The organism is Streptomyces cavernicola (assembly GCF_029968035.1).
GTDB lineage: Bacteria > Actinomycetota > Actinomycetes > Streptomycetales > Streptomycetaceae > Streptomyces > Streptomyces cavernicola.
On sequence record NZ_JASCIQ010000043.1, the window covers coordinates 21,437 to 36,700 of the forward strand.

Below are 15,264 nucleotides of genomic sequence, written 5' to 3' on the forward strand. Positions count from 1 at the left end.
CGCCGGGCTCGCGCCCACGACCCGGAACGGTCACTGCGTGAACCTTAACGGGTCGGGTTGACGACCATCTTTCCGGTGTTGTCACCGCGCAGGACGCCGAGGAAGGCGTCCACGCTGTTCTCGATGCCGTCGACGAACGTCTCGTTGTACTTGAGCTCGCCGGACGCGATCCAGGAGGCGACGTCCTGGACGAACTGGGGCTGAAGCGCCTGGTGGTCGGCGACGAGCAGGCCCTGGAGCCGCAGCCGCTTGCCGATGATCATGGCCATGTTGCGCGGGCCGGGGGTCGGCACGGTGTCGTTGTAGCCGGCGATCATGCCGCAGACGGTGACGCGGCCGTGCACGTTGAGGCGGCTGATGGCGGCCTCCAGGTGGTCGCCGCCGACGTTGTCGAAGTAGACGTCGATGCCGTCGGGCGCGGCTTCCTTCAGCTGCTCGGCGACGGGGCCGTTCTTGTAGTTGAAGGCCGCGTCGAAGCCGTACTCCTCGGTGAGGAGCTTGACCTTCTCGTCCGTGCCGGCCGAGCCGATGACGCGGGAGGCGCCCTTGATGCGGGCGATCTGGCCGACCTGGCTGCCGACGGCCCCGGCGGCGCCGGAGACGAAGACCGCGTCGCCCTCCGTGAACGAGGCGACCTCCAGGAGGCCCGCGTACGCGGTGAGACCCGGCATGCCGAGGACGCCGAGGTAGGCGGAGAGCGGGGCGAGCGAGCCGTCGACCTTCTTGGCGTGCTTGGCCGGTACGTCGGCGTAGTCGCGCCAGCCGAGGCCGTGCAGGACGGTGTCGCCGACGGCGAAGCCCGGGTCGTTCGAGGCGACGACCTCGCCGACCGCGCCGCCGTCCATGGGCTGGTCCAGCTGGAACGGCGGGATGTACGACTTCACGTCGTTCATGCGGCCGCGCATGTAGGGGTCGACCGAGTAGTGCAGGTTCTTCACCAGGATGCGGCCCTCGGCGGGGGCGGCGAGCGGCGTCTCGCGGAGCTCGAAGTCGGAGTCCTGGGGCCAGCCGTGCGGGCGGGCGACGAGGTGCCAGGCGCGGCTGGTGGAAGGCAGGGACGACATGGGGGCGGCCTCCTGAATGGCATACCCGTGGATCGTGGACCGCGGGTCGTGGATCGAGGATCGAGGATCACATTTACTTCAGAACGTGAAACAACCATGCGCCTGGATATTTCATGTTGTCAAGTAAATGGGTACGCTGAGGGCATGGCCACATCCCGTACGCCCCGCACCGACCCGCTGACCCTGGAGGTCGTCGAGCTGATCGGCTCCGTGGTGAACCGCTACCACGACGAGTACGAGCGGGCCGCGAGCAAGCACGCCCTGACCGGAGCCCAGGCCCGGGTCCTCGGGCTGCTGTCGCTCGAACCGATGCCGATGCGGCGGATCGCGCAGCAGCTGAAGTGCGAGCCGTCCAACGTCACGGGCATCGTGGACCGCCTGGAGTCCCGCGGCCTGGTCGAGCGCCGCCCCGACCCGGCCGACCGGCGCGTGAAGCTGGCCGCGCCGACGGAGGAGGGCGCGCGGACGGCGCGCGAGCTGCGGGACGGGCTCGACGACTTCGCGCGCGAGCCGCTGGGTTCGCTGTCGCGGGAGCAGCGGGTGTCTCTGCGGGACCTGTTGAAGCAGATGCTGGAGGCGTGAGCCGAAGGCGCGCCTCGGCTCAGGCCCGCCACCGCAGGAACCGGTTTACGTGCGGCACCGCAGGAACCGGTTTACGTGCACCACCACAGGAACCGGTCGCACGTCTCCGAGGGCGTGGGCTCCGGTTCCGAGGGCTGCGTCTCGGGCGGTGACGTGGGGCGTTCGCTGGGCGGGCGCTGTGTGCTCGGCGGGCGCGAACTCGGCTTCTGGGACGGGGACTTGGTGGCCTTGTCGGGTCGTTCCCGGGTACGGATCGCCGTCGGGGTCGCCTCCGGGGTGGCGGTCGTCGCAGTGGCCGTGGTCGAGGGCTTGCGGCTGCTGCGGTCGGCCCGGCCGGTCTCGGTCGCGGTCTGGGTGGGCTGGGCGGCGTCCGTGCTCTCGGGGCCGTCCGGCTGTGCGGGGGCCGCGCGGTCCACGGGCTCGGCGTCGCCGCCCAGCTGGGCCGCGCCCACGCCGCCCGCGACGAGCAGGAACCCGGCGCCGACGACGAGCGCGCGGGTCCGGCGGCGGCGCCGTTCGGCGTCCCGGCGGCGCGCGCGGCCCGCGGCGCGGCGGGAGCGGCGGGGCTCGCCCGGCTCGTCCCCGCGGTCCGCGTCGGGCCCGGCGGCCGCTGCCTCGGCCGCCGCCATCTCCTCGGCGTACCGCCGGCAGGCCTCGGCGGGCGTGCCGCAGCCGGGGCACACGACGGCGCCGTTGAGGTGCCGGCGGCACGGGTGGCAGTAGTCCATAAGTTCGGGAGGCTAGGGGCGGTCCCGTAACGGGTGAGGCAGGTGGTGTGAAGGTTGTGTGTCGAGTCCTGGGGAGGCGCTTGGGAGACACCCGAAGACAGGGCCTACGCCGCGCCCTCCGCTCGTGGGCCGGAGATGCCGCCTCTGAGGCGTTGTGCGCGGAGGACCAGTTCCAGTTCGAAGCGGCGGTCCGGGTCGTCGATCTCGTCGCCCCACAGTTCGCGGATCTGCCGCAGCCGGTAGCGGACCGTCTGGGGGTGGACGCCGAGGCGGGCTGCCACCTCGGGGGCGCCGCCGCGGGTCTCCAGCCAGGCAAGGAGGGTCTCGGCGAGGCGGCGGCCGTGGGCGGGGCCGCAGTGCGCGAGCGGGGCGAGGGTGCGCCGGGCGAGGTCGTTGAGGAGTTCCTCGGGCTGGAGCAGGACGAGGGCCTCGGTGTGCTCGGCGCAGAACAGCACCTCGCCGCCGGGAAGCAGTCCGCGTTCCATGAGGCGGACGGCGGCCTCCGCCCAGCGCAGCGACTTGGCGGCGTCGACTAGCGGCACGGGTGGGCCGATCGCCCCGGCCCAGCCGGTCATGGCGCGGCGCAGGAGTTCGGGCCGGCCGGCCGCGTCCGGGTCGGGGACGACCATGCGGGGCTGTTCGGTCTCCATGTCGAGCAGGACGTCCGGGCCGACGGCGGGGGCGACGGCCTCGCGGGCGGGGCGCAGGAGCACGCCGACGGCGACGCGTTCGGGCAGGGCCCAGCCGACGCGGGCGGCGCGCTCGGCGATCGCATCGGCCGGATCGGCTCGGTCGGTGCGGTCGGTGCGGTGCTCGACGAGCAGGAGTTCCAGCAACTTCCGCTGCAGCCGCAGCCGTTCACCGGCCTGCCGGGCCGCGGCCTCGGCGTAGCCGCGTACGGACTGGTCGACAAGGACGTCCAGATACTCGAAGCCCGCCTCGGCGAGTTCGTACATGGCGGGCGGCGGGATGTCGACGAGCTGGCCGATCTCGGCGAGGCGGCGCCAGGCGAGGCGGACGCCGAGCCGGTAGATGGCCTGCAGGGAGTCCAGGCTGCGGCCGTGCAGGCCCTCGCCGCGGCCGAACTCCTGGAAGACTTCGGGGTGTTGGCGCGGCCGGTCCTCGGTGTGCGCGATCTGCTGGACGAAGACCTCCAGGGCCCGGCGGATGCCGACGAGCGCCATGGGCTCGCCCGAGTCGTTGAGGACGACGGGCAGATGCGGGTACTCGCGGCGGATCTCGCGCAGGATGTCGTCGGCGAGGCGGGGCACCTCGGCCATGGCGAGATCGGCGAACCTGGTCATCTTGGGTCGCGGCACCACCCGCCAGGCGGAGCGTGCGCTCATCGTGGTCAACGTCCCTGCTGCGCCTGCTCGTAGCTGATCAGGGGTGTGTTGGGCTGTTCCGGTGTGACGCCCAGGAGGGCGACGATTCCGAGTGCGGCGCCCACGGCGAGCGCGGCGGCGCAGAGCGTGGTCAGCACTGCTGCGAGAAGTCGGTTCATGGCAGGTCAGCCTCTCTGTCGGCGACACCACCCCGGACCGCGTCGTGGACGCGATCGTTCCCCCTCGCCGGTCCCCATCCGGCGACTGCCCAGTGTCCAGGGTCCATTGACAGTGCGTCAAGAGTCGGCCTACGGTCCCGGGCCAGGGCTCTGCGACCGCCTGCGCAGGCGCCCTGTTCGTCGTCCGCGGGGCCGAGTCCAGCTTTTCGTGCGCCACTTCACGCACCTCTCATCCACTGCCGCTCCCGCCGCGTGCGCGCGCCGGTCGAGTGGTCCCACACGCCCTGGAGTGCCCGGATGCGCCGTACCGCCTCGCCTCTCTCCCTTGTCCTGCTGGGGGTCGGCGTCTTCCTGCTCGTGCTCGCGCCGCTGCTCGCCTGGTACGTGGAGCCACGGGCCAAGCGCACGCCCCTCGACATCGACACGGTCACCGTCTTCGAGGGCAAGGGCGCCTACTTCGACACGGACAAGGTGAAGACCGTCGAGGGCGCCGATCTGACGGTGACCCGGCAGGTGCGCGGCGACGTCGCCGACTCCACCGAGGAGCACGCCGTCTGGGACGTGTCCACCTCGGTCGACCCGGACAAGTCGCTGCCCGCGGCCGACCCGCACGACTCGCTGCAGTGGACCACCGAGCGCTGGGTCACCGACCGCAGGACCAACGCGCCGGTGCACTGCTGCGACGAGGAGCCCTACTTCGAGGGCGAGGCCTACCTGAAGTTCCCGTTCGACGTCGAGGAGCGCACGTACCGCTGGTGGGACGGCACCCTCGGCGCGACCGTGCCGTTGAAGTTCAGCGGCACGAAGAAGGTCCAGGGCTACGAGGGCCTGCGCTTCACCGGGACCGTGAAGGCCACGAAGACCGGCACGCGGCAGGTGCCGGGCCGGCTCGTCGGCTCGAAGGCGAGCCAGGTACTCGCCGAGGAGTGGTACGCGAACCACGGCGTGGAGCTGGTCGTCGACCGGCGCACGGGCCGGATCGTGTACGCGCAGATCGGGCCCCGCAAGACGCTGCGCAAGCCCGGCTCGGACAAGGACGCCGTGGTGCTCCTGGACAGCCGGAAGGTCGCGTTCACCGAGGCCACGCAGAAGGTGCAGGTGGCCCTCGCGGGCGACGACAGCAGCCGGCTCCAGCTGCTCGGCGAGACGGTCCCGGTCGGCGCGGCGGGGCTCGGCCTGGCCCTGACGGCGGTCGGCGCGTTCCTCGTCGTACGGGGGCGGGTGCGGCCGGGCGGGGACGAGGGCGCGCCGGAGGCGTGACGCCCCTCGCCTCAACTCCCGCCCGTGGTCGTCGAGTTGGGCCCAAAAACGTACGCAGGATCACTTTCGGACGCCGAACGCCTGGATTCCCGCACGAAGTGATGAGGGAACGGCCCGAGAACAGCGCCAAATTGTCACCTCGGTGAGTAGCCGCATCGAACGCCGGGGCGAAAACTGTCCATCCCCACCCGACGAACACACCGAACGGACACAGCGACACCACAGAGATCAGGCGATCCGCACAACCCCGTTCGCCCTCGTTCGACCGACCCCGCTCAGGCCCCACCCGTAAGCCCCCCGAGCACGTCCCCGCAGTTCCCGCACCGCGCACCACCCCGCCCCAGTGCGGTCCCGCTCAACCCCCCACATTCGTTCCGCACCCCGAGACGAGTTGGAGCACGGATGCCCCAGCACGTACCTCCCACACTGCGCGCCCACGATCCCCAAGGGGAGACTCAGGCGCTGCTCCCCGCACCGTCCGGCGCCCGTCCCCCGCACCCGCGCCGCATCGTCTTCCTGTCCCGCCGCGACCTCGGCAACGAGGCCGCCGGCGGCTCCGAACTCCTCGTCGACCAGCTCGCCGGGGGCCTGACCCGCAGCGGCCACCAGGTCACGCTGCTCTGCGGCGGCCCGGCCGCGTACCGCGACTACCGCGTGGTGTCGGCGGGCGGTGACCTCGGGCACTACCTGAGGGCGCGCTCCGCCTTCGCCCGGCAGGTCGGCGACTGCGATCTGCTCGTCGAGGTCTGCAACGGCATGCCGTACCTGGCGCCGCTGTGGCATCGCGGGCCCACCCTGTGCCTCGTCAACCATGTCCACACCGAGCTGTGGGGCATGCGCTACCCGGGCCCCGCCGCCCGGCTCGGCAGACGCCTGGAGCACTGGGCGCTCGCCGGGGCTCAGCGCGGCAACCTGCTGGTCGCCGTGTCCCCTTCCACGGCCGACGCGCTGCGCGACATCGGCGTGCCGGGCGACCGGATCCGCGTCGTGCACAACGGCGTCGACGACCCCGGTCCGCTCGAACCGCGCTCCGAGGAACCGCTGTTCCTCGCCATGGGCCGGCTCGTCGAGTACAAGCGCATCGATCTGCTGCTCCGGCTGTGGGAGCGGGTCCGGCCCGTGACCGGCGGGCGGCTCGTGATCGTCGGCGACGGCCCCGAGCGCGGCCGGCTCGAACAACTCGCGGGCCCCTCCGTGGAGTTCGCGGGCCATGTCTCGGAGGCGGAGAAGCACCGGCTGCTGTGCGCGTCCTGGCTGCTGCTCCACCCCTCCGCGGTGGAGGGCTGGGGCCTGGTCGTCACGGAGGCCGCGACCCGCGGCACCCCGGCGATCGGCTTCGACGTACCGGGGCTTCGCGACTCCGTCGAGGACGGCGTCACCGGCGTGCTCGCCCACGGGGAGTCGTCCTTCGCCGCGGCGTGGTGCTCCCTCGCCCTGTCCGAGGAGCGGCGTACGGCCATGGGCAAGGCGGCGGCAAGCCGGGCGGCGGACTATCGGTGGGCGAACACGGTGCGGCGTTTTCGCGAGGTGGCGGTAGAGGCTGTCGCGGCGCGGAGGACCAACTGATGCCTCCGACAAGTACGTTGAGGGACCCCTCTTTCAAAAGGTCCCTCACCCTCTTCCGCGCCTTCATGAAGGAACAGGCCGACCCCGAGCACACCTACACCCTCCTCGCCCGTGACGCCGCCGACCAGGTCGAGAAGTACGGGAGCCTCGCCGGGCGTACCGTCGTCGACGTCGGCGGCGGTGCCGGGTACTTCACCGAGGAGTTCCGGCGGCGCGGCGCGCAGGCGTATCTCTTCGAGCCGGACGCCGGGGAGTTGGGCAAGGAGCCGCCCGCCGGTTCCGTGCTCGCGGACGGGTATCTGCTGCCGCTCGCGGACGGCGTCGCGGACGTCGCGTTCTCCTCGAACGTCCTGGAGCACGTCGACGACCCGGCGACGTTCCTCAGCGAGATGGTGCGGGTCACCAGGCCCGGCGGCCTGATCTACGTGTCGTTCACCAACTGGTACTCGCCCTGGGGCGGCCATGAGTGGGCGCCCTGGCACTATCTGGGCGCCGACCGCGCCGTGGCCCGCTACCGGCGGCGCACCGGGAAACAGGCCAAGCACACCCTCGGCGAGAACCTCTTCGCCGTCCACGTCGGGCCCACCCTGCGGCAGGTGCGGGCCCGTGCCGACGTGCGTGTCCTGTCGGCCAGGTCCCGCTACTGGCCGTTCCTCGCGGAGACCGTGCCCAAGGTGCCGGTGCTGCGCGAGTTCGCCACCTGGAACCTTCTTCTCCTTCTCCGGCGGTGTCCATGACCAGCACGGTCCAGGCTCCACAGCTGCCTCCCCAGGCGCCCCGTCCCATCCCGGGCGCCCCGCCGGCTCCGCCCGCGGGGCCACGGTCCAGGTGGTGGCTGTTCGGCTTCTGGGCCGTGGCGTTCGTCCTGTTCGTCGCCGCGGCCCCGGGCCGGATGACGTTCGAGACGAAGCTGGGCGTGGCCGCCGACCCGTGGCGGTTCCTCGGCGACCTGGGCCAGTTGTGGCAGGACCAGGCGGGCTTCGGCGGGATCTTCAACCAGTACGTCGGGTACGCGTTCCCGTCGCTGCCGTTCTACGGGCTCGCCGACCTCGTGCAGCTCCCGGTGTGGCTGGCGGAACGCCTGTGGATGTCGCTGATCGTCGCCACCGCGTTCTGGGGCGCGCTGCGCCTGGCCGAGCGGCTCGGCGTGGGCTCGGCGAGGTCCCGGCTGCTCGCGGCGGCGGCGTTCGCGCTGTGGCCGACGTACACCGTGGTGATCGGTTCGACGTCGGCGGCGGCGCTGCCGGGGGCCGTACTGCCGTGGGTGCTGCTTCCGTTGACGAACCACGCGGTGAGCGCGCGGGTCGCGGCGCTCAGGTCGGCGTTGATCATCCCGTTCATGGGCGGCGTGAACGCGGCGTCGGTGCTCGCCTCGCTGCTCCCCGTCGGCCTGTATCTGCTGTCCCGGCCCGGCGGGGCGCGCAAGCGGAAGCTGATCGCCTGGTGGGCGCCGGGCGTGCTGCTCGCCACCGCCTGGTGGGTGGTGCCGCTGCTCCTGCTCGGCGTGTACGGGGAGAACTTCCTGCCGTACGTGGAGTCCGCGCAGACCACCACCGACACCATGTCCGCGACCGAGACGCTGCGCGGCGCGGGCAACTGGGTTGCGTATCTGCACTTCGGCGAGGCCTGGCTGCCGGCCGGCTGGACCGTCGCCACGGCCTGGCTCGCGATCCTCGGCTCGGCGTTCGCGGCGGCGCTCGGCCTCGCCGGGCTCGCCCGCCGCGACCTGCCCGAGCGGCGCTGGCTGGTCCTGACGGTGCTTTCGGTCGCCCTCATCACCCTTGCCGGGTACGGGGGTTCGCTCGGCGGGCCGTTCCACGGGGCCGTGCAGGGGCTGCTCGACGGCGTGATCGTGCCGTTCCGCAACATCTACAAGTTCCAGACGGGCCTCGCGCTCGCCCTCGCCCTCGGCCTCGCGCACCTGGTGGGCGTGGCCACGGTCGCGCGCGACGCACGGCCGCTGCGCGCACGCCGCTTCGCCCCGCTGCTCGCCGCGGTCCTGGTCCTGCCCGGCCTGGTCCTGCCGTACGTGAACGGGTCGATCCTGCAGCCCGGCGCGTTCAAGGAACTCCCCGATCACTGGGCGGCGACGGCGAGTTGGCTGAAGAAGAACGCGCCCGACTCACGCGCCCTGGTCGTGCCCGCCACCACGCACGGCATCTACACCTGGGGCTCACCCATCGACCAGCCCCTCGACGTGCTCGCCGAATCCCGCTGGGCTCAGCGCGACTACGTGCCGTTCGGCGCGCCCGGCAACCGGCGCGCCCTGGACGCCGTCGAGCAGGCCCTGCAGACCGGCGGCCAAGTCCCGGGCCTGCAGGACTACTTGAACCGGGCGGGGCTGCACCACGTGGTGGTCCGCAACGACCTGGACCCGGACCAGCTCGGGTACGTGCCGACGGCCACGGTGAAGCGCACCCTGGAGGCGTCCGGGTACGAGCGGGTCACCGGCTTCGGGCCGAAGACCACCGGAGGGCGGATCGCCGACGACACCCCGATCCAGGTCGAGGGCCTCTACCCGCGCTCCCGCGCCGTGGAGATCTACCGGCCCTCGACCGATGTGCGGGAGCCCGGCCGGGCCGCTCTGAAGGCGGTCGCGGACACGGCCGTCGTCAGCGGCGGCCCCGAGTCGCTGCTTCCGCTCGCCGCCGACCCGGCGATGCGGAACCGGCCCGCCGTGCTCACCGGCGACCACCACCCGGGCCTCGGCAAGGCCCCGCTGCAGGCCGTCGGGGACGGGCTGCGCCGGGCCGACACCCGCTTCGGCCTGATCGGCGCCAACACCTCGTACACGTACACGCCCGAGGAGCGGAACCACAGCGGGAGCCTGCAGGACCCCGGCGAGGAGCCGAAGCAGATCCTGCCGACCGAGGGCGTCGAGCATCAGACGACGTCCGCGCTGCGCGGCGCGAAGTCGGTGACCGCCTCCTCGTCGGGGAACTGGCTGTTCCACCTGCCGCAGTACGACCCTGTGAACGCCTTCGACGGCTCGCCCGACACCGGCTGGGCCGAGGGCAGCGCCGGTACGCCGGACGGGCAGTGGCTGCGGATCGCGTTCGACGAGGCCGTCGAGGTGCCGGAGCGGATCGCCCTGACGCCGCTGCCGCAGAACGGGGTGCGGCCCGCGCCCACGAAGGTGCGGGTGGAGACCGAGCGGGGCAGCCGCGTCAGCCAGCTGCAGCCGAACGGGCAGCGGCAGCGCGTCAACGCCCCTGCGGGCAGCAGCAGTTGGCTGAAGGTGACGATCCTGGACACGCAGGCCTCCAAGCCCGGCCTGTCCGGCGCGGGCTTCGCCGAGGTGTCCGTGCCGGACGTGCAGGTCACGCGGATGCTCAGCCTGCCGTCCGACGCGCGGGACGCCGACGCGGACGCCACCCGCTTCTCGCTGCACCGCGCCGCCGACCCGGGCGGCCTCAACCCGGCCGGAGTCGAGCCCGGCCTGCACCGCCGCTTCACCACGGGCGCGTCCGGCTCGTACGAGGTGCGGGCGAGCGCCGTCCCGATCCCCGGGCGCGAACTCGACGAGCTGCTCTACGAGGCGGCGTCCCCCGAGGACCGGAAGAAGCAGGGCAAGCAGCTGAAGGCGAGCGCCGGCTCGACCGCGCGGACGGGCGCGAACATCTCGCCGCGCAACCTCACCGACGGCGATCTGACGACGGCCTGGATCGCGGGCGGCAGCGGCCGGAACGCGGTGATCCACCTGCGCTGGCCGGACAAGCAGCCGGTCGACGAGCTCGTCCTCGCCGCGGCCGGCGGGCTCTCGTCGCGGCCCACGAAGGTGGAGATCAGCTCCCCGGACGGGGCGACGGTCGCCGGGGTCGACGAGAACGGACAGGCCCGCTTCGAGCCGATCACCACCGACCGGCTCGACATCACGGTCACCGAGACGGCCCCGCTGACCCTCTACAACCCGGTCGCCGACGACAAGCTGCAACTGCCGGTCGGCCTCACCGAGGTGTACGTGCCGGCCCTCGCCGAGTACCGCACCGAGCAGCCCGACCCCGACCGCCGCTTCGAACTCGCCTGCGGCGAGGGCCCGGTGCTCTCCGTCGACGGCACCTTCCACGCGACGAAGGCGCAGGGCACGGTCCGCGACCTGACGGAGCGCCGCCCGATCGAGGTCGAGCTGTGCGCGGGCAAGGAGCGGGACGGCAGCGTCGACCTGGAGCGCGGCACGCACCGCGTCGAGGCCGGGGACGCCGGACCTCTCGCGATCACCGACGTGACGCTGACCGACGGCACGGTCGCCGAACCGTCCAGCGCCGCCCGTGAGGTGTCGGTCCGGGACTGGTCGGGCGACGCCCGGTCCCTGACGGTCGGCGCGGGCGAGGCCTCGTATCTGACGACGTACGAGAACGTCAACGAGGGCTGGAAGGCGACCCTGAACGGCCGGGAGCTGGCCTCGGTCCGGCTCGACGGCTGGCAGCAGGGCTGGCTGGTGCCGAAGGGCGCCGGGGGCGCGGTGGAGCTGGAGTACGAGCCCGCGGGGAGCTACCGGGCGGGCGTGCTCGGCGGCGCCGTCGGTGTGCTGCTCCTGCTCGGCCTCGTGCTGTTCCGGCGCCGCGCCGAGAACCCGGACGGGGGCGCCGTGCAGGCGCCGCCCGCGCCGGGGCTGCTGCTCGGCACGGTCGCCCTGACCCTGGTGGGCGCGGCCATCGCGGGGCCGCTCGCTCTGCTGGTGCCGGTACTCGCGCTCGTCGCCCGGTGGCGGCACGCGCTGCTCGTGCCGATCTCCTTCCTCGCCATGGCGGCGGCCGGTGTCACCGCCGCGCTCGACGCGGGCTCGGCCCCGGTCGCGGGCGTCGGCGCGTTCTCGCCGACGGCCCAACTCCTCGCCCTCACCGGCCTGTTCGCGGCCCTCGTGGGCGTACGGGAGCGGGGCGGGCGGCACCGGGGCGGCGACGGGCAGCGCCCGGTCGAGGAGGTGCCGCTCCCGCCGGACGCACCCGCCCCGTACCCGCCGCTGCCGCAGCGGCACCGGCCCGACCCGGCCACCCCGGCGATGGGCACGGCCACGGCGGGACCGACCGTGTCGGCACGCGGGCCCTCGTCCGCACAGGCCGACCCGCCGACGGCCCGCGTCGTCCCACCACGCAGGCCGCGCTTCAGGGCGACGCCACCCGAGCGGCCCGGGTCAGGGCCGGGGCCCGGGTCAGGGCCGGGGCCCGGGTCAGGGCCGGGGCCCGGGTCAGGGCCGGGGTCCGGGGAGGGACGATGACCGCGCTCGACCACCCCTCGGCGCAGCGACGGCACACTGAGACATCACTGGTGCCGTTCCCCGTCGTGGACGAGATCGCCCGGCACTGTCTGCAGGACGACGAGCCGGAGACCGTCCACATCGAGGTGCACCTGCCGGGCCGTGTGGACCGCGAACGCCTCACGCGGGCGTTCACCGAGGCGCTGCGGAGGCATCCGCGGATCCTGATGCGCCAGGCGCCGGGGGCCTGGTACCGGCGGCGCTACGCCTGGGAGTTGACCGCCGGGCCCGACCTGCCGGTGGTCTCCTTCCCGGAGCCGGGCCCGGCCGCGCTCCAGCGGGCCCGGCTGCGCGCCCTCGCCGAGGCGCCGCCGCTGGACGCCTCGCCCCCGGTGCGGCTCGAAGTGGTGCGGGACCCCGAACGGCCCGACGGCTGCGTGCTGTTCCTCGTCATCAACCACACCGCGCTCGACGGCCCGGCCTGCCTGCGCGTGCTCGCCACCGCCGCCGAGCTGTACGGCGGCCGGGACAACGCGCCGGCCGCTCCCCCGGTGCGCACGGGCGAGGCGCCGGCCCCGCCGCCGATGCCCGGCGGCCTCGCCCGGCCCGCGCACGTCGCACCCGGCCGCCACCCCGAACCGCTCCCCGGCAACGGCATGCTCGTCGCCGAACTGCCGGTGCCGAAGCGGTCGAAGGGCGCCCCGTACACCGTCAACGACCAGCTGATGGCGGCGACCGCGCTGATGATCGCGCACTGGAACCGGGACCGCGGCAGAGCACCCCGGCCGATGCGCATCACCATGCCCGTGGACGACCGGCCCAGGGACGCGGGCATGCCCATCGGGAACGGCACCCGACTCGTCGAAGTCCCGTTCACCGCCCACGAGTTGGACCCCGGCCGGATACCGGATCTGCTCCGTACGACCGCGCTGCGCACCCGTGCGCTCATCGCCCTGGACCGCCCCCAGCTCGGCCGCGGCGCGGCGCTGCTCACCGCGCCCGTACTGCCCGTGGGCGTACGGGCCGCGCTGACCCGGGGGCTGCGCCGGGCGGCCGGGCCGTGGACGTCGACGACGCTGCTCAGCAACATCGGCCGCATCCCGTACGCCCTGGACTTCGGGGACGCCGGCCGGGCGCACGCCGTGTGGTTCTCGGCCCCGGCCCGACTGCCGCGCGGCCTGACCGTGACGACCGCGTCCACCGCCGGGCGCCTGCACCTCGCCCTGCGCTGGTCGCGGACCCTGCTCGGCCCGGACGACGGGGCGCGGCTGCGGGAGCTGTTCGAGGAGTACCTGTACGCGACCGAGGGGGCGGCCCCATGAGCACCACCGACACCCCACCCGCCGGGCTCCGCGACTTCTACGAGGACCCGGCCGTGCCGGTCGCCTCCGGGGACGCCCGCAGCCTGCGCCAGGCCCGGATGCTCGCCGACGCGCTGGGCCCGGCGGGCGGCAGCCCCGCCGTGGTCCTGGACGTGGGCTGCGGCGACGGCACCGCGGCCCGCACGGCGGCCCCGCTGCTCGCCGGGCACCGGGTGATCGGCGTGGACTGGTCCCAGGACGCGCTGCGCCGCGCGCGTACGCACCTGACGGACGTCGTACGCGGTGAACTCACCGACGGCGGGCTCCCGTTGGCCTCGGGCAGCGCGGACGCGGTGCTGTTCAGCGAGGTCATCGAGCACCTCGTCGACCCGGACAGCGCCCTGGACGAGCTGCGCCGGGTGCTCAGGCCGGGCGGGCATCTGATGCTGTCCACGCCCAACCTCGCCGCCTGGTACAACCGCGCCCTGCTGCTCGCCGGGGTGCAGCCGGTGTTCTCCGAGGTGAGCCTGCGCGGCATCCACGGCAGACCCGGCACCGAGGTGGTCGGCCACCTGAGGCTCTACACGGCGCGCGCCCTGCGGGAGTTCCTCACCGCCTCGGGCTTCCGTGTCGTACGGGTGGCGGGCGCGCCGTTCCACGGGGTGCCGCGGCCGCTGCGAGCCCTCGACCGGCTCGCCTGCGTCCGGCCGAGCGCCGCGTCGATCCTGCTCGTCCACGCCGTCAGGACCTGACCGTGTGGTGGGGGGTCGCCTCGGCCCTGCTCTCGAACGCGCTCTCCAGCCTCGGCTTCGTCCTGGAGAAGCGGGCCCTCGGCAGGCTGCCGTCGCTGTCCACGCGGCGGCCGCTGGCGCTGCTGCGGCACGTGCTCGGCAGTCCGCTGTGGATCGGCGGCGCGCTGGCCCTGCTCGCGGGCTTCGCCGCCCAGTTGGCGGTCTACCGGACCCTGCCGATCGCGGCCGCGCAGGGCCTGTTCGTCTCGGGCCTGGTCCTGCTCGTCCTGTTCTCCTCCGTGCTGCTCGGCGAGCAGACCTCGGGCCGGGAGAAGTACGCGCTCGCCGCGATCCTCGCCGCCCTGCTCATGGTCGTGTTCTCCCTGAAGGAGGGCGCCGACACCGTCAGCCTGCACGCCCCCGTCCACCTGGTCCTCGCGGTCTGCGTGCCGTCCCTCGCGCTCGGCGTGTGGCTGTACGCGGCGGCGGAGCGGCGCGCCCGGCGGCTGCACCGGCTGCCGACCAACGGCGCCGCGTACGGGGTGGCCGTGGGACTCCTGTACGGCGTCAGCTCGCTCGCCATCAAGGGCGTCTCCAGCGCGCTGCCGACCTACACGGCCTCCGGGCTCGCCGCCGCGGCGCGCTCGCTGCTGACGTCCCCGTATCCGTATCTGCTGCTCTTCACGTTCCCGTTCGGCCTGGTCATGTCGCAGGCCGCGCTGCAGCGTTCGCGCGCCTCGCTGATCGTGCCGGTCTGTACGACGGTGACCTCCCTCTACACGGCGGTCCTGGGGACGGTCGCGTTCGGCGAGACGCTGCCGGACGACCCGGTACGGCTCGCGCTGCGGCTCGGCGGCACGCTGCTCGCCGTGTCGGTACTGCTCGCCCTGCCCCGGCACGACGCACAGCCCCCGCCGATCCAGGCCCCGGGCCCGCCCGGTCCCCGACCGCCGGCTCGGGGGCCGATTCCGGAGCGGGGGTCCTCTCAGGAGCAGGGGTCTTCTCAGGAGCGGGTGTCCTCTCAGGAGCACGGGCCCGTTCAGGAGCGGGAGCCGGTGCACGGTCGGGAGCCGGAGCGGGAGCCGGTGCAGGGGCTCGGGCCCCTTCAGGCCCCCGGTCCGCCCGGACCCCGGCCCGCCGCCCGGGATCCGCTGCGGGCCGCCGTCCGGGCCTCGGTCCGGGGCACGGCCGGGGCCGGGGCGGACAAGGAGTCGCAGGGACGCGAGCCCCTGCCGCGCCGGCCGCTCCGCACCGCCGCCACAACGAACACGACAACGACCACAAACACGACCACGACCACGACCACGACGACCCCTGCCGCATCACCCAAC

The 15,264-nt window shown here is 73.7% G+C and carries 11 protein-coding genes and 1 pseudogene; 8 read left to right on the forward strand and 4 right to left on the reverse strand.

Annotated elements, in window-relative coordinates; translation table 11 throughout:
* Window positions 1-44: 44 nt before the first annotated feature.
* Window positions 45-1,064 carry an NADP-dependent oxidoreductase gene (locus QIS96_RS31140; protein ID WP_282546169.1) on the reverse strand — a complete coding sequence of 340 codons (1,020 nt, stop codon included), beginning with the start codon at window positions 1,062-1,064 and terminating at the stop codon, window positions 45-47.
* A 144-nt stretch (window positions 1,065-1,208) separates the two neighbouring features.
* On the opposite strand from QIS96_RS31140, the gene QIS96_RS31145 reads away from it, so the two are divergent.
* The gene (locus QIS96_RS31145; protein ID WP_282546170.1) at window positions 1,209-1,646 is read left to right on the forward strand and encodes a MarR family winged helix-turn-helix transcriptional regulator; all 438 of its coding nucleotides are present in this window, start codon (window positions 1,209-1,211) and stop codon (window positions 1,644-1,646) included.
* Between the two features lie 71 nt (window positions 1,647-1,717).
* Here QIS96_RS31145 and QIS96_RS31150 read toward each other — a convergent pair whose 3' ends face one another.
* The 3 genes from QIS96_RS31150 to QIS96_RS31160 form a co-directional block, all read right to left on the reverse strand.
* Window positions 1,718-2,374: an SCO2400 family protein gene (locus tag QIS96_RS31150; RefSeq protein WP_282546171.1), complete on the reverse strand. Its 657-nt coding sequence runs from the start codon at window positions 2,372-2,374 to the stop codon at window positions 1,718-1,720.
* A gap of 104 nt (window positions 2,375-2,478) precedes the next feature.
* A complete protein-coding gene (locus tag QIS96_RS31155) occupies window positions 2,479-3,720 on the reverse strand; it encodes a PucR family transcriptional regulator (RefSeq protein WP_282546172.1) in 1,242 nt (413 codons plus the stop codon).
* A gap of 5 nt (window positions 3,721-3,725) precedes the next feature.
* Window positions 3,726-3,878, reverse strand: a complete 153-nt coding sequence (locus QIS96_RS31160) for a hypothetical protein (RefSeq protein WP_282546173.1) — start codon at window positions 3,876-3,878, stop codon at window positions 3,726-3,728.
* 297 nt (window positions 3,879-4,175) lie between these two features.
* On the opposite strand from QIS96_RS31160, the gene QIS96_RS31165 reads away from it, so the two are divergent.
* The 7 genes and pseudogenes from QIS96_RS31165 to QIS96_RS31195 all read left to right on the forward strand — a co-directional run.
* Window positions 4,176-5,138 carry a DUF3068 domain-containing protein gene (locus tag QIS96_RS31165; RefSeq protein WP_282546174.1) on the forward strand — a complete coding sequence of 321 codons (963 nt, stop codon included), beginning with the start codon at window positions 4,176-4,178 and terminating at the stop codon, window positions 5,136-5,138.
* Window positions 5,139-5,540: 402 nt separating this feature from the next.
* Complete coding sequence (locus tag QIS96_RS31170) at window positions 5,541-6,704, forward strand: glycosyltransferase family 4 protein (RefSeq protein ID WP_282546175.1); 1,164 nt, start codon at window positions 5,541-5,543, stop codon at window positions 6,702-6,704.
* Between the two features lie 65 nt (window positions 6,705-6,769).
* A complete protein-coding gene (locus tag QIS96_RS31175; RefSeq protein WP_282546176.1) occupies window positions 6,770-7,441 on the forward strand; it encodes a class I SAM-dependent methyltransferase in 672 nt (223 codons plus the stop codon).
* Window positions 7,438-11,922 (forward strand): alpha-(1->3)-arabinofuranosyltransferase domain-containing protein, encoded by a 4,485-nt coding sequence (locus QIS96_RS31180; RefSeq protein ID WP_282546177.1) that lies wholly within the window; start codon window positions 7,438-7,440, stop codon window positions 11,920-11,922. The genes QIS96_RS31175 and QIS96_RS31180 overlap by 4 nt, the downstream gene beginning before the upstream one ends.
* Window positions 11,919-13,223, forward strand: a complete 1,305-nt coding sequence (locus tag QIS96_RS31185; RefSeq protein WP_282546178.1) for a condensation protein — start codon at window positions 11,919-11,921, stop codon at window positions 13,221-13,223. The genes QIS96_RS31180 and QIS96_RS31185 overlap by 4 nt, the downstream gene beginning before the upstream one ends.
* Window positions 13,220-13,954 (forward strand): class I SAM-dependent methyltransferase, encoded by a 735-nt coding sequence (locus QIS96_RS31190; RefSeq protein ID WP_282546179.1) that lies wholly within the window; start codon window positions 13,220-13,222, stop codon window positions 13,952-13,954. The genes QIS96_RS31185 and QIS96_RS31190 overlap by 4 nt, the downstream gene beginning before the upstream one ends.
* 2 nt (window positions 13,955-13,956) lie before the next feature.
* A pseudogene (locus QIS96_RS31195) lies at window positions 13,957-14,868 on the forward strand (DMT family transporter); the annotation flags it as partial.
* Window positions 14,869-15,264: the final 396 nt, after the last annotated feature.

Coding starts and splice junctions, on each gene's coding strand:
- QIS96_RS31180 (WP_282546177.1), top strand. CDS start 7,438: ATGACCAGCACGGTCCAGGCTCCACAGCTGCCTCCCCAGGCGCCCCGT.
- QIS96_RS31190 (WP_282546179.1), top strand. CDS start 13,220: ATGAGCACCACCGACACCCCACCCGCCGGGCTCCGCGACTTCTACGAG.
- QIS96_RS31160 (WP_282546173.1), bottom strand. CDS start 3,878: ATGAACCGACTTCTCGCAGCAGTGCTGACCACGCTCTGCGCCGCCGCG.
- QIS96_RS31150 (WP_282546171.1), bottom strand. CDS start 2,374: ATGGACTACTGCCACCCGTGCCGCCGGCACCTCAACGGCGCCGTCGTG.
- QIS96_RS31185 (WP_282546178.1), top strand. CDS start 11,919: ATGACCGCGCTCGACCACCCCTCGGCGCAGCGACGGCACACTGAGACA.
- QIS96_RS31175 (WP_282546176.1), top strand. CDS start 6,770: ATGAAGGAACAGGCCGACCCCGAGCACACCTACACCCTCCTCGCCCGT.
- QIS96_RS31165 (WP_282546174.1), top strand. CDS start 4,176: ATGCGCCGTACCGCCTCGCCTCTCTCCCTTGTCCTGCTGGGGGTCGGC.
- QIS96_RS31170 (WP_282546175.1), top strand. CDS start 5,541: ATGCCCCAGCACGTACCTCCCACACTGCGCGCCCACGATCCCCAAGGG.
- QIS96_RS31140 (WP_282546169.1), bottom strand. CDS start 1,064: ATGTCGTCCCTGCCTTCCACCAGCCGCGCCTGGCACCTCGTCGCCCGC.
- QIS96_RS31145 (WP_282546170.1), top strand. CDS start 1,209: ATGGCCACATCCCGTACGCCCCGCACCGACCCGCTGACCCTGGAGGTC.
- QIS96_RS31155 (WP_282546172.1), bottom strand. CDS start 3,720: ATGAGCGCACGCTCCGCCTGGCGGGTGGTGCCGCGACCCAAGATGACC.